The sequence below is a fragment of the Bradyrhizobium sp. STM 3562 genome (assembly GCF_045571435.1).
Classification (GTDB): Bacteria; Pseudomonadota; Alphaproteobacteria; order Rhizobiales; family Xanthobacteraceae; genus Bradyrhizobium.
Genome location: NZ_CP120694.1, coordinates 6,517,284 through 6,535,750, shown reverse-complemented (window position 1 = coordinate 6,535,750; position 18,467 = coordinate 6,517,284). Strand labels below are relative to the sequence as shown.

The 18,467-nt window shown below is 63.3% G+C and carries 14 protein-coding genes; 9 read left to right on the top strand and 5 right to left on the bottom strand.

Annotated elements, in window-relative coordinates; all coding sequences use genetic code 11:
• Positions 1-47: 47 nt before the first annotated feature.
• Entirely contained in the window at positions 48-1,220 is a 1,173-nt protein-coding gene (locus P6U23_RS30095) for a fumarylacetoacetate hydrolase family protein (RefSeq protein ID WP_407176014.1), read from the top strand.
• An 838-nt stretch (positions 1,221-2,058) separates the two neighbouring features.
• Here the strand turns inward: P6U23_RS30095 and P6U23_RS30090 are convergent.
• On the bottom strand, positions 2,059-2,520 hold the full coding sequence (locus tag P6U23_RS30090; RefSeq protein WP_407176013.1) for an Lrp/AsnC family transcriptional regulator: 462 nt from the start codon (positions 2,518-2,520) through the stop codon (positions 2,059-2,061).
• A gap of 137 nt (positions 2,521-2,657) precedes the next feature.
• On the opposite strand from P6U23_RS30090, the gene P6U23_RS30085 reads away from it, so the two are divergent.
• Positions 2,658-5,024 carry a transketolase gene (locus tag P6U23_RS30085; RefSeq protein WP_407176012.1) on the top strand — a complete coding sequence of 789 codons (2,367 nt, stop codon included), beginning with the start codon at positions 2,658-2,660 and terminating at the stop codon, positions 5,022-5,024.
• Positions 5,025-5,569: 545 nt separating this feature from the next.
• Positions 5,570-7,000 carry an aldehyde dehydrogenase family protein gene (locus P6U23_RS30080; protein WP_407176011.1) on the top strand — a complete coding sequence of 477 codons (1,431 nt, stop codon included), beginning with the start codon at positions 5,570-5,572 and terminating at the stop codon, positions 6,998-7,000.
• A gap of 162 nt (positions 7,001-7,162) precedes the next feature.
• Here the strand turns inward: P6U23_RS30080 and P6U23_RS30075 are convergent, their stop codons facing one another.
• Positions 7,163-8,149: an SMP-30/gluconolactonase/LRE family protein gene (locus tag P6U23_RS30075; RefSeq protein ID WP_407176010.1), complete on the bottom strand. Its 987-nt coding sequence runs from the start codon at positions 8,147-8,149 to the stop codon at positions 7,163-7,165.
• Positions 8,150-8,255: 106 nt separating this feature from the next.
• On the opposite strand from P6U23_RS30075, the gene P6U23_RS30070 reads away from it, so the two are divergent.
• From P6U23_RS30070 to P6U23_RS30050, 5 genes are all read left to right on the top strand, one after another.
• Complete coding sequence (locus P6U23_RS30070; RefSeq protein ID WP_407176009.1) at positions 8,256-9,068, top strand: NAD-dependent epimerase/dehydratase family protein; 813 nt, start codon at positions 8,256-8,258, stop codon at positions 9,066-9,068.
• Between the two features lie 146 nt (positions 9,069-9,214).
• Positions 9,215-10,918 carry an IlvD/Edd family dehydratase gene (locus P6U23_RS30065; protein WP_407176008.1) on the top strand — a complete coding sequence of 568 codons (1,704 nt, stop codon included), beginning with the start codon at positions 9,215-9,217 and terminating at the stop codon, positions 10,916-10,918.
• 103 nt (positions 10,919-11,021) lie between these two features.
• Complete coding sequence (locus P6U23_RS30060) at positions 11,022-12,026, top strand: TRAP transporter substrate-binding protein (RefSeq protein ID WP_407176007.1); 1,005 nt, start codon at positions 11,022-11,024, stop codon at positions 12,024-12,026.
• 128 nt (positions 12,027-12,154) lie between these two features.
• Positions 12,155-12,742, top strand: a complete 588-nt coding sequence (locus P6U23_RS30055) for a TRAP transporter small permease (protein WP_407176006.1) — start codon at positions 12,155-12,157, stop codon at positions 12,740-12,742.
• On the top strand, positions 12,739-14,079 hold the full coding sequence (locus P6U23_RS30050; protein ID WP_407176005.1) for a TRAP transporter large permease: 1,341 nt from the start codon (positions 12,739-12,741) through the stop codon (positions 14,077-14,079). The genes P6U23_RS30055 and P6U23_RS30050 overlap by 4 nt, the downstream gene beginning before the upstream one ends.
• A 44-nt stretch (positions 14,080-14,123) precedes the next feature.
• Here P6U23_RS30050 and P6U23_RS30045 read toward each other — a convergent pair whose 3' ends face one another.
• Positions 14,124-14,924 (bottom strand): enoyl-CoA hydratase/isomerase family protein, encoded by an 801-nt coding sequence (locus tag P6U23_RS30045; protein WP_407176004.1) that lies wholly within the window; start codon positions 14,922-14,924, stop codon positions 14,124-14,126.
• A 250-nt stretch (positions 14,925-15,174) separates the two neighbouring features.
• Between P6U23_RS30045 and P6U23_RS30040 the strand changes: the two genes are divergently transcribed.
• Positions 15,175-16,395, top strand: coding sequence for an NAD(P)/FAD-dependent oxidoreductase (locus tag P6U23_RS30040; protein ID WP_407176003.1), 1,221 nt, complete (start codon positions 15,175-15,177; stop codon positions 16,393-16,395).
• An 89-nt stretch (positions 16,396-16,484) separates the two neighbouring features.
• On the opposite strand, the gene P6U23_RS30035 is transcribed toward P6U23_RS30040, so the two are convergent.
• A complete protein-coding gene (locus P6U23_RS30035; RefSeq protein ID WP_407176002.1) occupies positions 16,485-17,402 on the bottom strand; it encodes a ribokinase in 918 nt (305 codons plus the stop codon).
• A gap of 17 nt (positions 17,403-17,419) precedes the next feature.
• On the bottom strand, positions 17,420-18,313 hold the full coding sequence (locus tag P6U23_RS30030) for a sugar kinase (RefSeq protein WP_407176001.1): 894 nt from the start codon (positions 18,311-18,313) through the stop codon (positions 17,420-17,422).
• Positions 18,314-18,467: the final 154 nt, after the last annotated feature.

Here is an 18,467-nt window from a genome sequence, read left to right as displayed (position 1 = left end):
CAACGTATCCGATCCGCTATAACAAGAACATTGGAGGAGATCGGTCCATGATAACACTCACACAAAAAGACGTCCTGCCTGAGGACGGCACCCGCGGTACACTCGTGGGGCGCGTTTGGTTGCCGCGGGTCGGCGGTCCGGCCGTGGTGGCGGTTCGCGATGACGGCGTGTTCGACGTCACTGCGCGATTTCCGACCGTGAGCGCGCTGTGCGATGATGAAGATCCGGCGCGGGCGCTGCGCGGCTTTAAGGGCGAGCGCATCGGGCAGCTCGATGAGCTGCTGGCCAATACGCCGCCCGACCGCCGCGACCCGCAGAAACCCTGGCTGCTTGCGCCCGTCGACCTACAGGTCTTGAAAGCCGCCGGCGTGACCTTCGCCATCTCGATGCTGGAGCGCGTGATCGAGGAGCGGGCGCGCGGCAACCCGGCCTCCGCCGAGGCCATTCGCCAGGAAGTCGTGCGGCTGGTCGGCGACGACCTTTCAAAGCTTAAGCCGGGATCGGCCGAGGCGATGCGGCTGAAGCAGGCGCTGATCGAGCACAATGCCTGGAGCCAGTATCTGGAGGTCGGCATCGGTCCCGATGCGGAGGTCTTCACCAAGGCGCCGGTCCTGTCCTCGGTCGGCACCGGCATGGATGCCGGGCTGCATCCGAAATCGACCTGGAACAATCCGGAACCGGAGGTCGTGCTCGCGGTGTCGAGCCGCGGCCAGATCGTCGGTGCGACGCTCGGCAATGACGTCAATCTGCGCGACTTCGAGGGCCGCTCGGCGCTGCTTCTGTCCAAGGCCAAGGACAACAACGCCTCGTGCGCCGTCGGCCCCTTGTTGCGCCTGTTCGACGCGACCTTCTCGCTCGACGATGTGCGCAAGATGGACGTGGGACTGACCGTGACCGGGCAGGACGGGTTTGTGCTCGACGGTCATTCCTCAATAGCCAAGATCAGCCGCGATCCCACCGATCTCGTGGCGCAGACCATCGGGCCCGTGCATCAATACCCGGACGGCTTTGCGCTGTTCCTCGGCACCATGTTCGCGCCTGTAAAGGACCGCGATGCGCCGGGGCAGGGCTTTACGCACAAGCGCGACGACATCGTCACCATCGCCGCGCCGCAGCTCGGCAAGCTCGTCAACCGCATGCGGCCCAGCGACGAATGCGAGCCGTGGACGTTCGGCGTCGGGGCGTTGATGAGGAGTTTGGCGGAGCGGAAGCTTCTCTGACCCGCGCGTCTCTAGCGGAGTTCTGCGGGGCTGCACCACAGCGTCGTGGCCGGGCTACGGCGGGGCGAAGGCCAGGCCATCCACTCCTTGGCAGGCGCGAAAGGAAAGGCGTGGATGCCCGGGTCGAGCCCGGCATGACGGGTCTTTATCTGGCGGCCAGGGGCGTCCCGATCAAGAGGAGTGATTTTGCCCGTCGCGTTAATCTGTCGCATGCCGTCGCCTTGCGCCGTCGGGCAAATCACCGCCATCGTCCCGCGCATCCTGTCCCGGCAAGAGGGGCGTTACGGCCGATCGTCACGAAACGTGGGGCAGGGTGCGGTGGCCGTGATGGTGCTGATGGACGAGCAGCACTGATCGCGGACGGCGAAGTCGTGTGGTCCTGGCGCGCCCATGCAGGCGCCAAGTTGGCGACGATGCTCAATGCTCGCGCCGGCGACGGTGGCAATCAAGCTGGTTCACCGGGGAGAGCCCGAAGTAAGCCGTAAACCACTGCGCAGGGAAGGCCGGTGTGTCTCCGCCTGTACCTGTGGTCACGCGCCCTTTGCGCATCTTTTCTGGCGCGAGGGCCCCGGGTGCAGCGGCCACCCGGCCTTCCCTGCGCCCTCTGTATTTTTGGAGGGTGATAGAGAGCAAAACTCGGGCGCCAATCGCGCCGCGAGAACGGGACGGTGTATCCGATGAGAGCGGGCCCATAACCTCCGCCGTCATCGCCCGCGAAGGCGGGCGATGAAGTATTCCAGAGACGTCAGTGACTGAATCGAGAGAGCACGGCTTACTGGATACCCCGCTTTCGCGGGGTATGACGACTGAGTGTGAGGCGAGCGCGCGACAACAAGCATCACACCGGCAGCGCGATGGAGTATTTCACTTGGCTCAGCGCGAAGCTGGACTCGATCGAGGCGATGCCGTCGAGGCGGGTCAGCTTGTTCTTCAGGAATGCTTCATACGAGGACAGGTCGGCGGCGACCACGCGGAGCAGGTAGTCGCGGTTGCCGGTCATCAGGTAGCATTCGAGGATTTCGTCCCATTTCGAGATCGCTCGTTCGAAGCGCAAGAGATCCTCCTCCTTCTGACGCGCAAGCTTGATGGAGATGAAGACGCTGACATGGAGGCCAACCGATTTTTGGTCGACGGTTGCAATGTAGCGCGTGATCACGCCGCGCTCTTCCAAGAGCTTCACTCGGCGGTGACAGGGCGAGACGGAAAGCCCGACCTTGTCGGCCAGCTCCTGCATGGTCATGCGGCCGTCGGTTTGCAGAAGCGAGAGGATTTTTCGGTCGATGGCGTCGAGGGCGGACATTGGGATGAACTCGATTAAATGGAGGGCAGGTTGGGAATTTATACTAATTAGATCGGCCTATGCGCGAAAAATTGAGAATTTTCCTGCCCGTTCCAGGACTAACATGGCGCCATCACTTGAGTCCCGGAGGCGACGCCATGGCCATCGAACCCGCACGTCTGGAAATGTTGTCGGCACTGGCCCGCAAGGTGCTGTGGCTGTCGTCCTGGACCATTCATCACGCCAATCATATCCGCCCCAACAAGGACGGCTTAAAGGTCGGCGGGCATCAGGCCTCGTCCGCCTCGCTCGCCACGATCATGTCGGCGCTCTATTTCTCGGTGCTGCGGCCGGAGGACCGTGTCGCGGTGAAGCCGCATGCGAGCCCGATCTTTCACGCCATTCAATATCTGTTCGGACGCCAGACCCGCGACAAGCTGGAGAATTTTCGCGGCTTCAAGGGCGCGCAGTCCTATCCCTCGCGCACCAAGGACACCGACGATGTCGATTTCTCCACCGGCTCGGTGGGGCTCGGGGTCGCACAGACGCTGTTCGCCTCGCTGGTGCAGGATTACGTCAAGGCGCATGGCTGGATGAAGGATCGCCGCGAGGGGCGTATGATCGCGCTGGTCGGCGACGCCGAGATGGACGAAGGCAACATCTTCGAGGCGCTGCTCGAGGGCTGGAAGCACGGCCTGCGCAACACCTGGTGGGTGGTCGACTACAACCGCCAGAGCCTGGACGCCGTGGTGCGCGAGGGCTTGTGGGAAAAGTTCGAGACCATGTTCCGCAATTTCGGCTGGGACGTGGTGATCGTTAAATACGGCAACCTGATGCGGCGGGCCTTTGCCGAGCCCGGCGGCGAGGCGCTCAAGCGCTGGATCGACAATTGCCCGAACGCGCTCTATTCGGCTTTGTGCTTCCAGGGCGGTGCCGCCTTCCGCAAGCATCTTCAAGATGAGATCGGTGATCAGGGCGTCGTGTCGGCGCTGATCGATCGCCGCAGCGATGATGAACTGCTCGCGCTGATGTCCAATCTCGGCGGCCACGACATGGCGAGCATGATCGAGGCGTTCGAGGCGATCGACCACGATCGCCCGGTCTGCTTCATCGCCTACACCATCAAGGGCGTCGGCCTGCCGTTCCAGGGTCACAAGGATAATCACGCAGGCCTGATGACGGTGGCGCAGATGGAGAAATGGCGCAGCAGCCAGAACATCCGGCCCGGCCACGAGTGGGACAGGTTCGAGGGCCTGGCGCAGGAGCCGGCCGTGCTTGAGGCATTCCTGCAAGATGTGCCATTCAATCGCGACAGCCAGCGCCGCCTCAGCGCGCCTACGGTCGAGGTGCCGCGCGAGCTTGCGTTCAAGCCTGCGGCACAGATGTCGACGCAGCAAGGCTTTGGCCTCGTGCTCAACGAGATCGCGCGCGATGACAGCGCGCTCGCCGCGCGCATCGTGACCGCCTCACCCGACGTAACCGTGTCGACCAATCTCGGTGCCTGGGTCAACCGTCGTGGCCTGTTCGCGCGCGCGGAGAAGGCCGACACCTTCCGCAGCGAGAAAATCCCATCGACCTATAATTGGGACGCCTCGCCAAAGGGCCAGCACATCGAGCTCGGCATTGCCGAGATGAACCTGTTCATCCTGTTGTCGGCGCTCGGGCTCTCGCACCACATCAATGGCGAGCGGCTGCTGCCGGTCGGCACGCTCTATGATCCCTTCATCGAGCGCGGCCTCGATGCGCTAAACTATGCCTGTTACCAGGATGCGCGCTTCATGCTGGCGGCGACGCCGTCGGGCATCACGCTCGCCCCTGAAGGCGGTGCGCATCAGTCGATCGCAACGCCCTTGATCGGCATGGCGCAGGACGGGCTCGCGTCGTTCGAGCCTGCCTTTGTCGATGAGCTCGCCGCGATCATGGCCTGGGGCTTTAAGCACATGCAGCGTGAAGGTGGCGAGGGCGGTTCGGTCTACTTGCGGCTGTCGACGCGCACGATCGAACAGCCGCAGCGGCTCTTGGGTCCCGAACTGCGGGAGGCCATCACCGAAGGCGCCTATTGGTTGCGCAAGCCCGGCCCTAATGCCGAGGTCGTGGTCGCCTACACCGGCGCGGTCGCGCCTGAAGCGATCGAGGCGACCGGCTTCATCGGCGAGAGCCGCCGCGACATCGGGCTGCTCGCGATCACCTCGGTCGACCGTCTGCATTCGGGGTGGACCGCCGCACGGAATTTGCGACGTGACCGCCGCGGCGTGCAGCATCTGAGCCATGTCGAAAAGCTGCTCGCGCCGCTGCCGCGCGATTGCGGCATCGTCACCGTGATCGATGGCCATCCGGCCGCGCTCGGCTGGCTCGGCAGCGTCCGTGGCCACAGGGTCGAGGCGCTCGGGGTCGAGCATTTCGGCCAGACCGGCTCGATCGATGAGCTCTACCGGGCCTATGGCATCGATGCGAATGCCATCATCGATGCGGCCGAAAGCCTCACCGCCGGGGCGCCCGTGATGCACCGCAAAATGGCCGTCTGAGAGCTGCTCAAAGGCATTCTCCAAGATGAGGCGATTCCTGATCTTTCTTATGCTGGGACCCTTGATTGGGGGATGGACTTTCTTGTTGTTGTATAGTGACCCGCGCCATGCTGGCTGGCTTGGTACGGTATTTCAGGCTTCCGTGGACCTAACGAAGGTGTTGTGGTTCGCTTATCCCGTGGGGATGATGCTTGCGCTCCCGACCGCAGGAGTCGATTACCTTCTCAGACACGATCGCTGGCGGCTGGGATACGCATCTCTCTCTGGCTATCTGTTGTGCGTGCTCGTCTTACGCTCGTGGCTATCCGGCATTGCAGGTCTTCTTGCAACCCTGTTGTGCTCATGGTTAGCCAATCGAACTTCCAGCGTAAGGTGAAAGGGAGCCAAGTCATCTTGCCACCATCGCGTTCCCGCTCTTATATCCAGCACCTGCGGCATCGCAGGCGTCCGCATATGGCGGGTTCAACTGGCCTGGCTTTCGTGCAAGGATAGTTGCCGAACGCTTTAGCTTCCCATCCGTTCGCACTGAAATCACGAGGTTTTCGATGGTCAACCGTCTCCAGTTCTATATCGATGGCGCCTGGGTGGATCCCGCCGTCAAGAAGTCCACGCCCGTCGTCAACCCGGCCACCGAAGAGGCGATGTATGAGGTCGCGCTCGGCTCGAAGGCCGACGTCGACAAGGCGGTAGCCGCGGCAAAACGCGCGTTCGAGACTTATTCGCAGACCAGCAAGGAAGAGCGCGTCGCGCTGCTCTCGAAGATCATCGAAATTTACAAGGGCCGTGCCAAAGAGATCGGCGCCGCCATTTCCGACGAGATGGGCGCGCCGCTGCCGATGGCGGAGCGGCTGCAGGCCGGCGCTGGGCTCGGCCATTTCGCCTCCACCCTCGAGGTCCTGAAGAACTATCACTTCGAGGAGCCGGTCGGCACCGCCGTGGTGCTGCGCGAGCCGGTCGGCGTGGTCGGCATGATCACTCCCTGGAACTGGCCGATGAACCAGATCGCCTGCAAGGTCGCCCCCGCGCTCGCCGCGGGCTGCACCATGATCTTGAAGCCGTCCGAGTTCACGCCGACCTGCGCGCTGATCTTCGCCGAGATCCTGCATGAGGCCGGCGTGCCGAAGGGCGTGTTCAACCTGGTCAACGGCCTCGGCCCCGAGGTCGGCGCCGCCATGAGCGAACACCCTGACATCGACATGATCTCGTTCACCGGCTCGACGCGGGCAGGCATCGATGTCGCCAAGCGCGCGGCACCGACTGTGAAGCGCGTCAGCCAGGAACTCGGCGGCAAGTCGCCGAACATCATCCTGGAGGATGCGGACCTCGCCAAGGCCGTGACCGGCGGTGTGGCGCACATGTTCAACAATTCCGGACAGTCCTGCAACGCGCCCTCGCGCATGATCGTGCCGCTGTCGAAGATGAAGGAAGTGGCCGCGATCGCGAAGGCGGTGGCGGACAAGACCAAGGCCGGCGATCCGCGCGGCGAGGGCACCACCATCGGTCCGGTGGTGAACCGCACGCAGTGGGACAAGATCCAGGCCTTGATCAAGAAGGGCATTGACGAGGGCGCAACCCTGGTCGCCGGCGGCCCGGGCCTGCCCGAAGGCGTCAACAAGGGCTTCTACGTGCGCCCGACCATCTTCGCCGATGTCACCAACGAGATGACGATTGCGCGCGAGGAGATCTTTGGGCCGGTGCTCACCATCATCGGCGCCAAGGACGAAGCCGACGCAGTGCGCATTGCCAACGACACGCCGTACGGGCTTGCCGGCTACGTCTCCGCCGGCACGGTCGAGCATGCGCGCAAGGTGGCCCGGCAGATCCGCGCCGGCAACGTCAACCTGCAGGGCTCGCCCAACGACCGCACCGCGCCGTTCGGCGGCTACAAACAGTCCGGCAACGGCCGTGAATGGGGCAAGTATGGTCTCGAGGAATATCTCGAGGCGAAGGCGGTTGCGGGTTACAACGCGGCGTAAGCGGCAGCCAAATAGAGACTGTCGTCCTGGCGAAAGCTCGGACCCATAACCACAGGCCGGCGTTCCTGCGAGGAACGTCGGCCAGTGGAGCTTATCGAGAGCCTCCGTGGTATGGGTCTCCCGGCTCGCGCTTCGCTTGGCCGGGACGACGGCTATGGTTGGTCATCCCCCCAGCGCACCTTGCGTGTTCACATAGAGCGCGTAGATCGACTGGCTCGCCGCCATGAACAGGCGGTTGCGCTTCAAGCCGCCGAAGCAGACATTGGCGCAGCGTTCGGGCAGGGCGATGCGGCCGATCGGCGCGCCGTCGGGCGCGAACACCATGACGCCATCGAGCTCCGCCGTGCCCATGCCCCAGCCGCACCAGAGATTGCCGTCGACATCGCAGCGCATGCCGTCGGGCGTGCCGGGACCGGCATCGATCAGCACGCGCTTGTTGCTGAGCCTGTCGCCGGAAGGCGAGACGTCGTAGGCCAGAATCTTGCGGTTCGGCACGCCGCGGGATTCCACGACGTAGAGGACTCTTTCGTCAGGCGAGAAGCAGAGCCCGTTGGGCCCGAGCACGCCTTCCGCGACGATCGCGGCTTTGCCGGTATCACCATCGATGCGGTAGACATTGGCATCGATCTCCTGCTCCGCCTTGTAGCCCTCGTAATTGCCGAGCAGGCCGAAGATGGGGTCGGTGAACCAGATCGAGCCGTCGGACTTGACCACGACGTCATTGGGCGAGTTCAGCCGCTTGCCGTCAAAAGCATCCATCAGCACGGTGATGGAACCGTCATATTCGGTGCGCACGACGCGGCGGCCGCCATGCTCGCAGGTGATCAGCCGCCCCTGGCGGTCGCGGGTATTGCCGTTGGCGAAATTGGAGGGCTTGCGGAAGATGCTGACCGCGCCGGTCTCCTCTTCCCACTTGATGATGCGCTGGTTGGGAATGTCGCTGCACAACAGATAGCGGCCGTCGCCGAACCAGACCGGGCCCTCGGCCCAGCGCAGGCCGGTGGTCAGCCGTTCGACAGCCGACAATTTCAGCCAGTATTTTTCGAACCGGGGGTCGAGCGCATGGATGGCCGGGTCGGGATAACAGGTTGCCGGCCGCCAGCCTTGTCCATGAGAAGAAGCTTCGGCGTGGGACGTTGCATCGGACATTTGCAATTCTCGTTGTTGCGTTTCCTCGAGCGTTGAGTTTGCTATCATCGTCGGCGGACGACCGCAAACCGGTCGCCGTCAACAATGAGGGAAGGCGAGGGAAGAAATGCCACGTATTTTGATGACCGGCGCTGCGGGGGGAATCGGCACGTCACTGCGCAAGCTGTTGCCGCCGATCTATCCAGACCTTGTGCTCAGTGACATCAACAAGCCCGCGGATCTCTCTCCCAACGAGACATTCAAGGCGGCGGATCTGTCCGACCCCGCGCAAGTCGAGGCGATCTGCGAAGGCATCGACGGCATCCTGCACTTCGGCGGCTATTCGGTCGAGGGGCCCTGGGATGCTATCCTGCAGTCGAACATCATCGGCTGCTACAACCTTTTCGAAGCCGCCCGCAAAAAGGGCATCAAGCGCGTGGTGTTCGCCTCATCCAATCACGCCGTCGGCTTCTATCCGCGCTATCACCGCATCGGCACCGACGTGACCACGCGGCCCGATAGTCGTTATGGGGTGAGCAAGGCCTTCGGCGAGGCGGTCGGCGCGCTCTATGCCGACAAGCACGGGATCAAGGTGACCTGCATCCGCATCGGTAATTTCGGCGACAAGCCGATCGACCATCGGCGCCTGTCGATCTGGCTCAAGCCCGAGGATCTGGTGCAGCTCTGCCGCATCGGGCTCGAACATGCCGATATCCATTTCGAAATTCTGTACGGGGCGTCCCACAACGAGCGCTCCTGGTGGGACAATCACCGCGCCTACGATCTCGGCTATCGACCCACAGGGCGCGCGGAGGATTTCGCCGCGCATGCCTTTGCCGAGCAGGCGAAGCTGCCGCCCGACCCGGTCGGCGACTTTTACCAGGGCGGAGCGTTCTGCGGCATGGAGTTCTCCGGCGACATGCGCCGGATCTTCGATTGAAATGATCAGTTGTTTACGTCGCCGCGGGACTGCTAACCCAGGTTGTCATTCCGGGGCGCGCCAATAGGCGCGAACGCGGAATCTCGAGATTCCGGGTTCGCCTCTCCGAGGCGCCCCGGAATGACGGAGTGAAAAGGAAAAAGACAATGACCGACGGATTGCGCAAGGGACTGACCAGCTATGGCGATGCCGGATTCTCGCTGTTCCTGCGCAAGGCCTTCATCAAGGCCATGGGCTATTCCGACGACGCGCTGGATCGCCCGATCGTCGGCATCACCAACACTTATAGCGACTACAATCCCTGTCACGGCAATGTGCCTGACATCATCGAAGCCGCCAAGCGCGGGGTGATGCTCTCGGGCGCCACGCCGTTCGTGTTCCCGACCATCTCGATTGCGGAAAGCTTTGCGCATCCGACCTCGATGTACCTGCGCAACCTGATGGCGATGGATACCGAAGAGATGATCCGGGCGCAGCCGATGGATGCCGTGATCGTGATCGGCGGCTGCGACAAGACGCTGCCGGCGCAAATCATGGCTGCGGTCTCGGCCGATCTGCCGACCGTGGTTATCCCGGTCGGTCCGATGGTGGTCGGGCATCACAAGGGCGAGGTGCTGGGCGCCTGCACCGATTGCCGCAGGCTGTGGGCGAAATACCGCGCCGGCGAGATCGACGACCAGGAAATCGAGGCGGTGAACGGGCGGCTCGCGCCGTCGGTCGGCACCTGCATGGTGATGGGCACGGCCTCCACCATGGCCTGCATCACCGAGGCGCTCGGCCTGTCGCTGCCGATGAGCGCGACCATCCCCGCGCCCCATGCCGAACGCTTCCGTCTGGCCGAGGCCAGCGGCAAGGTCGCGGCCGCGATGGCGGCTACGAAAGGGCCGCGGCCGAGCGAAATCCTCACCGAAGCCTCGTTCCGCAATGCGCAAGTCGTGCTGCAGGCGATCGGCGGCTCGACCAACGGGCTCATCCATCTGACCGCGATCGCCAACCGCACGCCGCATCGCATCGATCTCGACGCCTTTGACAGGATCGGCCGCGAGGTGCCGGTGCTGGTCGATCTCAAGCCGTCAGGCGAGCATTACATGGAGCATTTCCACCACGCCGGCGGCGTGCCAAAACTGATGAAGCAACTCGGAGACCTGATCGACCTCGATGCGAGGACGATCGCGGGCGGGACGCTGCGCGACGTGGTCGCCGCGGCGGAAGAGGTCCCCGGACAGGATGCGATCCGCGGGCGTGATGACCCGATCAAGCCGGAAGGCGGGCTCGCCGTCCTGCACGGCAATCTTGCGCCGCGCGGGGCGGTGATCAAGCATGCCGCCGCAACGCCGAAACTGTTGCAGCACACCGGGCGCGCGGTGGTATTCGAATCCGTCGAGGACATGGCGCTGCGCGTCGATGATCCCGATCTCGACGTCAGCGCGGATGATATCCTGGTGCTACGCAATGCCGGGCCGAAGGGCGCGCCGGGCATGCCGGAAGCGGGCTATCTGCCGATCCCGAAAAAGCTCGCGCGCGGTGGGGTGAAGGACATGGTGCGCATTTCGGATGCGCGCATGAGCGGCACGGCCTTCGGCACTATCGTGCTGCACATTACGCCGGAAGCCGCGGTCGGCGGTCCGCTGGCGCTGGTGAGGACCGGCGACATGATCCGGCTCGATGTCGCGTCCCGCAGCATTGATCTGCTGGTCGAGCCTGCCGAACTGGAACGGCGTCGCGGGGCGCTGAAGCCTGCTGTGACGCCCGACTGGGCCCGGCGCGGCTATGCGCACCTGTTCAATGAAACGATCCTGCAGGCCGACGAGGGCTGTGACTTCGATTTCATGCGGCGCAGCGGAAAATAGCTGGCGGCGGATCTCGCTTCCCTCTCGGGGAGATTCCGGATGGTCAATTGACAATCCGGCAAACACGATGGGATGATCGCGAAAAATCAAAACCGGGGAGGGAATGATGGCTATTGCGGCCAAGCTCGTCCGTGGGCTGATCGCGCTCGCGGCGGTGTGTTTCGCTGCGGGCGCAAATGCGCAGGATGTGAAGCACTACCGCTTCGCCCACGATCAGCAGCTCAATTCCGGCTACAGCATCGCCTACGACATCTTCTCCGCAAAGCTCAAAGAGTTGAGCAAGGGCACCGTGCTGGTCGACCAGTATCCCGGCGCGCAGCTCGGGCAGGAGCCGCAGATCCTGCAACTTGTCAAGTCTGGCGATATCGATTTCGCAATCGTCTCCTCCGCCAACACCTCGACCATCTCGCCTCAGGCCGGCGTGATGTCGCTGCACTTCCTGTTTCGCGACGAGGACCACATCGTCAAGGCGCTCGGCGACGAGAAGGTGTTTGCCGCGATCCGCGACATGATCGACCAGACGGTGCAGGGCATTCACGCCATCGGGCTCGGCACCCAGGGCTTTCGCTACATGTACGGCCGGAAGGAGGTGCACAGGGTCGATGACGTGAAAGGATATAAGGTCCGCGTCCAGGCGACCGCCACCGAGGACACCATGTTCCCGGCCTATGGCGCGCAGACGGTGCACATGCCTTTCGGCAGCGTCTACACCTCGCTGCAGACCGGCGTCGTGGATTTCGCCGAGAACGGCGAGAATGTCTATCTGATCAACCGACATTATGAAGTCGCACCGGTGCTGTCGCTCACCGAGCACGAAGCCAATAATGCCATCCTCTGGATCAGCGACAAACTCTGGCAGAGCTTGTCGGTCGAGCAGAAGCAATGGGTGGTGACGGCGGCGCGCGATGTCAGCACGCAGGAGCCCAAGCGCGGCTTCGAGCTGGAACATGCGGCAGGCGCCAAGCTCGAGAAGATGGGCGTCAAGATCGTCAAGGATGTCGACAAGGCCGGCTTTCGGAAGATCGCCGATCCCTATCTCGACAAGCTCGCGCACGATCTCGGGCCGCATGCGGAAAAGATCAAGGACCTGATCCGGTCGATTAATTGACGCGAAGGCCGTCATGCCCGGGGGCTTGTCCCGGGCATCCACGTAGCTTCACCCGAGCACGAATGCGTGGATGGCCGGGACAAGCCCGGCCATGACGAAAGCGGATGCGGTGGGGGAGCGCTTAGGGAATGTCCATCGCCGACAGACTGGTGTTGCAGCGGCAGCGTCATTTGAAATGGCGGGCGCTGGATCGGCTCGAACTGGTGCTGATGATCCTGTGCGGCGTGCTCTGCTTCGGCTTTTCGCTGTCGGTCACCGCCGACATCGTGACGCGAACCAGCGGCCATCCCTGGCTGTGGCTGCAGGAAGTCACCTCGACGCTCTTCATCTACGCGATCTTCATCGGTGCTGCAGTGGCCACGCGGCGCAACGATCACCTCTATCTCACCGCGATTTCGGAGGCGATGCATGGCACGCCGCGCCTGGTCGTCGAGATCGCGATCCGCATCGCGGTGCTCGGCGTCGCGGCGTGCCTGATCTGGTATGGCTATCTCAATTATCTCCGCGGCTTCGGCAGCTTTCGCTTGCCGTCGGGTACACCGATCGCCTCGCTTTATGCGGTGATCCCGATCTCAGGCCTGTTGATCGCGCTGTTCACGGTCGAGCAGCTCGTCAACGGCGTCATCAACGGTTTCGATCATCCGGAGCCCGCGGACGACGATGACGCCACCACGTCGCCGATCGAGGCCGGCATTCGGCGGAGATCGGGCCCGTGAGCGCGCCTGCCATCCTGGCGCTGATGTCGTTCTGCTTCCTTTTCTTCGGCTATCTCGGCGTGCCCGTACCGTTCTCGCTGATGGCCGGCGTGTTCGTCGGGGCCACCTTGGCGGACGTGTCGCTCGCCGCAATTATCCAGAAGATCTTTGACGGCGTGGACTCCGAGGCCTTGCTCGCGATTCCCTTCTTCCTCCTGGTCGGCGAGCTCATGAGCTCGGCCAATGTGGTGGTGCGGATCGCCAATCTGTCGGTCTCGCTGGTCGGCCATATTAGAGGTGGGCTGTCGCAGGTCGTTGTCGTCTTCAGCATGTTCTTCTCGGAAATGTCGGGATCGACCACCGCTGACGTCGCGGTGATGAGCCGGGCACTCGGCGGGCCGATGCGGCGCGAGGGCTACGAGTCCGCCTTCATCGCGGCGATCATCGCCTCCGCGTCGACCATCGCGGCCCTGGTGCCGCCGAGCATCACCGCTGTCGTTTATGGCGCCGTCGGCAATGTCTCCATCGCCGGCCTGTTCATGGCGGGCGTCGTGCCCGGCTTCATGATCGGCTTCGGGCTGATGATCTATTGCTATTTCTTCGGCCCCTCGGGGTTACGCAAGCCGCGCGCCACCTTCAAACAGGTGGCTTTCGCAACAGCGGACGCGGCGCTGCCGCTGATGATCCCGGTGATCCTGCTCGGCGGTATCCTGACCGGCTGGTTCACGCCGACTGAAGCCGGCGTGGTCGCTGTGGTCTGGATCATCCTGGTCGTGATTCCCGTGCTCAACCGCGGGCATCTGAAGAAGATCCCTTATGACTTTTGCCTCGCCGGATTGATCTTCTCGCTGCCGCTGATCACGATCGGTGCAGCCAACGCCTTCGGCTGGATGCTGGCTTACCTGCGCGGCGCCATGGTGATTGCCGACTGGATCACCTCGATCGCCGGTAACGATCCGCATTATATCATGCTGCTGATGGTGGCGTTGTTCACGGTCGTGGGCGACTTCATCGAGCCGGTGCCGACCATCATCATCTTCATGCCGCTGGTGAATGCGTTGACGCAGGCCGGCGACATCAACGGCGTGCATATGGGCGTGGTGTTGATCGCAACGCTCGCCTTCGGTCTGATCACGCCGCCTTATGGTCTTGTGCTGTTGATGGCCTCGAAATTCGTCGGCATCAGCTTCAGCAAGGCGTTGCGCGCCGCGCTTCCGATCTATGTGGTGTTCCTGGCAACGATCACCTTCACGATCTACTTCCCGAACGTGGTGCTGTGGCTGCCCAAGCATGTGATCCCGGAATCGGTGGGATGTTTCAAATCACCGGCAGGGACGGGGTACATTTGCCCGAATTGACAGATTTCGCGGTATGGGCTCCTGCTTTCGCAGGGACGACTACATCACTTCCCCTTGCTCAGAAACTTCTTCACCGCGAGGCGAAAGTCTTCGGTTTGCATGCAGTCGATGATCGCGTCGCGCTCGGCGTTGAGCTGCTGTTCGATCGGCGTCGCGGGTGAGCGATAGATCAGCGCTTTCGTCGCAGCCAACCCCGCCGGCGCGTTTTGCGCCAGGCGCAGCGCCAGTTCGCGGGTTGCCGCCTTCAGTTCGGTCGCGGGAACGACCTTTGCGACCAGTCCCCATTCATAAGCCTGCTGCGCGGTAAAACTGTCCTCTGCGAGAAAGATCTGGAGCGCGCGGCGCACGCCGACGCTGGCGACCACGCCGACGGTGCCGCCGCCGTCGGGCGACACGCCGATCTTCCCATAGGCCGGCGTGAAGCGGGCATCGTCGGCCGCGATGCAGAGATCGGCGACGAAGGCGAGCGACAATCCGGCGCCGGCCGCCGAGCCATGCACGCTCGAGAGCACGATCTTCGGCATCCGCCGCAGGCCGGTGATGAAGGCGTGATAATGCGCCAGCATCTCCCCGACGACGGGCGCGATATTGTCCGCGGCGGCCGCCGCGCCGATGGTCTGCAAATCGCCGCCGGCGCAGAAGGCGCGGCCTTCGCCCTGGATCACCAGCACCCTGATATCGTCGGACGCTTCGACATGGGCGCCCAACTGTTCGAGCTTCCTGGCGATCGACAGATCGATCGAATTGAAGGCCGCGGGGCGGTTGAGCGTGATGGTGGCGATCGCGCCATCGATGCTCAAGAGTGCGGGATCATCGGGCAGGGACGTGGGGGCTGGTGTCGGCATGGTGAAATCCCGGCATGAGATTGTGCTGCAAATAGATCGCAGAAGGCGCGGGGTGACAATCCCCACCAGTCCCGCCGATGGGTTTCCGCCGGCAAGCGCTCTTGCGTCCGCCCGAATTATGGGGCCAAATGGAACGATCATCGTTCGGGACGGACACGAGCGCCGCTCTGTCGGGCGAGGATAGCCAGCCAAAATCGGTGAGAGGATACGACATGGGTAATTCCTGTGCCCTAGCAATTGGGCTGTCCCGATGACACAAGGACCGGTTCTGATCGTGGGCGCCGGGCATGCGGGCTTTCAGGTCGCGGCCTCCCTGCGCCAGCTCGGTTTCGCCGAGCCTGTCTTTCTGATCAACGACGAAGCGCATCTGCCCTATCAGCGGCCGCCTTTGTCCAAGGCCTATATCAAGGGCGCCGTCGGCCCGGACAGCCTGTTCTTCCGGCCGGAGAAATTCTATGCCGACCAGAAGATCGAGCTGGTCTCCGATCGTGCCGTCGCGATCGACCGCGCCGCGCGCAAGCTCAAACTCGCCTCAGGCCGCTCGCTCGGTTACGGCCATCTGGTGCTCGCGACCGGCGCCCGCAATCGACTGCTCGATCTGCCCAACGCGAGCCTGCCTGATGTGAAGTATTTGCGCATCCTCGACGAAAGCGATGCGTTGCGCGCCTGCCTTCCCTCGCACCAGCGCGTCGTGATTATCGGCGCCGGCTTCATCGGGCTGGAGTTTGCCGCAACCGCACGCATCAAGGGGCTTGAGGTCGATGTCATCGAGCTCGCCAGCCGCGTCATGGCGCGCGCGGTGACTGCGGAAGTCTCGGACTATTTCCAGGAACGCCATCGCGCGGCCGGTATCCGCATCCATCTCGGCGTGCAGGCGACCAGCATCGAGGCCACGAATGGCAAAGTCACGGGCGTCAGCCTCAGCGACGGCCGCCATCTGCCGGCCGACCTTGTGGTGGTCGGCGTCGGGGTGCTGCCGAACGTCGAACTTGCGGCGGAGGCCGGCCTGCCGGTTGCGTCCGGCATTATCGTCAACGAGCATCTGCTGACTGCCGATCCCAACATCTCGGCGATCGGCGATTGCGCGTTGTTCGCAAGCCCGCGCTTCGGCGGTTCGCTGCGGCTGGAGTCGGTGCAGAATGCCACCGACCACGCCCGCTGCGTGGCCGCACGGCTGACCGGCGACGATGAGCCCTACGACGGCCAGCCCTGGTTCTGGAGCGATCAGGGCGACGACAAGCTGCAGATCGCAGGCCTCACCACCGGTTACGATCGCGTGGTGCTGCGCGGCGAGCCGGCGCAAAAAGCGTTCTCGGCATTCTGTTACAAGGGCGACAAACTTCTCGGCATCGAGTCCATCAACCGCGCCGGCGACCACATGTTCGGTCGGCGGTTGCTCGGGATGGACCGTTCGATTGCGCCCGAGCAGGCGGCGGATCAGGGTTTTGATCTAAAGAAGGCGTTGGCGTAGCCCGAGGAATTCGTCAGGCGAGCAAGGCAAGACGTGCCCACGAGCGTGAAGAACGGTAAGCAACGGCGCGTGCGCGGCGTTTGTCCACCCTACAATTCTGGACGGAGAGCCTCGTTCACATCCATGACCGTCGGCATCGACGGCGCGGCGCCCATTCGTTGCACGCAGACCGACGCGGCCGCGTTCGCGTAAACCAGGGCATCGTGGAGCGTGGCCTCGCTCGCGAGTTGGGCGGCCAACGCGCCGACAAAGCAATCGCCTGCGCCGGTGGTATCGACCGCCTTCACCTTGCGTCCGGCAATCACATGGTGCTCGCCACCCGCGAGCGCCACCACGCCGCGGCTGCCGAGGGTCACGCAGATGACCCTGGCGCGATCTGTTTCCAGTGTCCTGGCCGCATCGATGATATGCGCGATCTCATCATCCTCGCGCAGCTTGATGTTCGCAAGCAAACCAAGTTCGGTTTCGTTGAGCACGAGGATGTCGACCAGGTCAAGCAGCTCCCAGTCGCAAGCGCGTGCCGGCGCCGGATTGAGGATGGTGAGGCTACCTGCGACGCGCGCTTTGCGGAAAAAGGCCTTGATGGCCGGCAACGGAATCTCGAACTGGCTGACCGCGACGTCGCCCTCGGCCAGCGCTGCCTGGGTGACGTCGTCGGGACTGACCAGGCCGTTGGCGCCGGGTATCACGACGATGGTGTTGTCGGCATTGGCGAGCGTGATGATCGCCGTCCCGGTATGCTGCCCCGTCTGGGCAATCAGGCTCACATCGACATCTTGGGCCTGAAGAAAGCCCCTCAGCTCCGCGCCAAAGGCATCGTTGCCGAGCCGGCCGATCAGCGTCGTCTTTGCACCGAGATTGGCGGCGGCGACCGCCTGATTGGCGCCCTTGCCGCCAGGGAAATAGAGCACCGCGCTCCCGGCAACCGTTTCGCCGACCTGCGGGTGGCGCTCCGCCGTCGCCACCACATCCATGTTGATGCTACCCGCGACGAAGACGCGCCCCATGTGCTGATTCCAATAGGCTAAACCCGAACCTCGAATTCTTGCCGCACCTGCTCGATATCCGCAAGTGTCGGCAGGCCCGCCTCATTGCCGAGGCGCTGAATCTTGTAGGTGGACGCCGCGCGGGCGAAGTCGAAATGATCCTGCCAGCTTTTGCCGGGATTGGCGAGGTAGGAGTAGACATAGGCGCCGTGAAAGACGTCGCCCGCGCCATTGGTGTCGATGACGCGCTCGCGCGGGATCGGCAATGCCGGCATGGCCTGGACCGCGCCGGTCTCGTCGTACCAGAGCAGGCCTTTCTCGCCCATGGTGACCCCGCCGACCCGGACGCCGCGGCTTTTCAGGTAATCGAGCATCTTCTCCGGCGTCAGGTCCATCTGCTCGCATAGCCGCTCGGCGACGATAGCGACGTCGATGAACTGCAGAAGTTCATGGGTGTTGGTGCGCAAGCCGCCGCCGTCAAGTGAGGTCAGAATGCCGGCCTCGCGGCACAGCTTGGCATAATAGATCGCGGCATCCGGCTGGTGACCGTCGATATGCAGCGCGCGACAATTGCCGAGATTGAGATGCGGAAAGGGATGGATGTGCTTGTCGTCGCGGCAGCGCACGATCGCGCGCTTGCCGTCCTTCGGCATGATGAAGGACAGCGAGGAGGAGTTGACCTTGCGCCCGTGCAGGGAAATTCCGTATTTCGCGCACATGTCCTGAAACATCCGCCCCAGCCAGTCATTGGCGACGGTCGCGATCAGGTCGGGCACGATGCCGAGCTTGGCGCAGCAGAAGGCGGCGGTGACCGCGTTGCCGCCGAACGAGACCGCGTAAGCTTCCGCGACGTGCTTCTCATCGCCGGTCGGCAAATGGTCGGTGATGAAGGTGACGTCGATATAGGTTTGTCCGATAAAGAGGGCCTGCATTTAGCTTATCCGTCATGCGCTGATGGGTGGTCCCGGCCGCCGCCCGAGATTAGCACTGCAAATATACTTCAAACGCTGAAATTATTCGCAATTGTGCCGTCTCGATCGCTTGAGGTCACGACCATCCCCGGGCATCGTCGACTTGCCGAGCAGC

What these genes read in the sequence shown, in the direction of transcription:
- P6U23_RS30095 (WP_407176014.1), top strand. Translation starts at nt 48, where the DNA reads ATGATAACACTCACACAAAAAGACGTCCTGCCTGAGGACGGCACCCGC.
- P6U23_RS30090 (WP_407176013.1), bottom strand. Translation starts at nt 2,520, where the DNA reads ATGTCCGCCCTCGACGCCATCGACCGAAAAATCCTCTCGCTTCTGCAA.
- P6U23_RS30085 (WP_407176012.1), top strand. Translation starts at nt 2,658, where the DNA reads ATGGCCATCGAACCCGCACGTCTGGAAATGTTGTCGGCACTGGCCCGC.
- P6U23_RS30080 (WP_407176011.1), top strand. Translation starts at nt 5,570, where the DNA reads ATGGTCAACCGTCTCCAGTTCTATATCGATGGCGCCTGGGTGGATCCC.
- P6U23_RS30075 (WP_407176010.1), bottom strand. Translation starts at nt 8,149, where the DNA reads ATGTCCGATGCAACGTCCCACGCCGAAGCTTCTTCTCATGGACAAGGC.
- P6U23_RS30070 (WP_407176009.1), top strand. Translation starts at nt 8,256, where the DNA reads ATGCCACGTATTTTGATGACCGGCGCTGCGGGGGGAATCGGCACGTCA.
- P6U23_RS30065 (WP_407176008.1), top strand. Translation starts at nt 9,215, where the DNA reads ATGACCGACGGATTGCGCAAGGGACTGACCAGCTATGGCGATGCCGGA.
- P6U23_RS30060 (WP_407176007.1), top strand. Translation starts at nt 11,022, where the DNA reads ATGATGGCTATTGCGGCCAAGCTCGTCCGTGGGCTGATCGCGCTCGCG.
- P6U23_RS30055 (WP_407176006.1), top strand. Translation starts at nt 12,155, where the DNA reads ATGTCCATCGCCGACAGACTGGTGTTGCAGCGGCAGCGTCATTTGAAA.
- P6U23_RS30045 (WP_407176004.1), bottom strand. Translation starts at nt 14,924, where the DNA reads ATGCCGACACCAGCCCCCACGTCCCTGCCCGATGATCCCGCACTCTTG.
- P6U23_RS30040 (WP_407176003.1), top strand. Translation starts at nt 15,175, where the DNA reads ATGACACAAGGACCGGTTCTGATCGTGGGCGCCGGGCATGCGGGCTTT.
- P6U23_RS30035 (WP_407176002.1), bottom strand. Translation starts at nt 17,402, where the DNA reads ATGGGGCGCGTCTTCGTCGCGGGTAGCATCAACATGGATGTGGTGGCG.
- P6U23_RS30030 (WP_407176001.1), bottom strand. Translation starts at nt 18,313, where the DNA reads ATGCAGGCCCTCTTTATCGGACAAACCTATATCGACGTCACCTTCATC.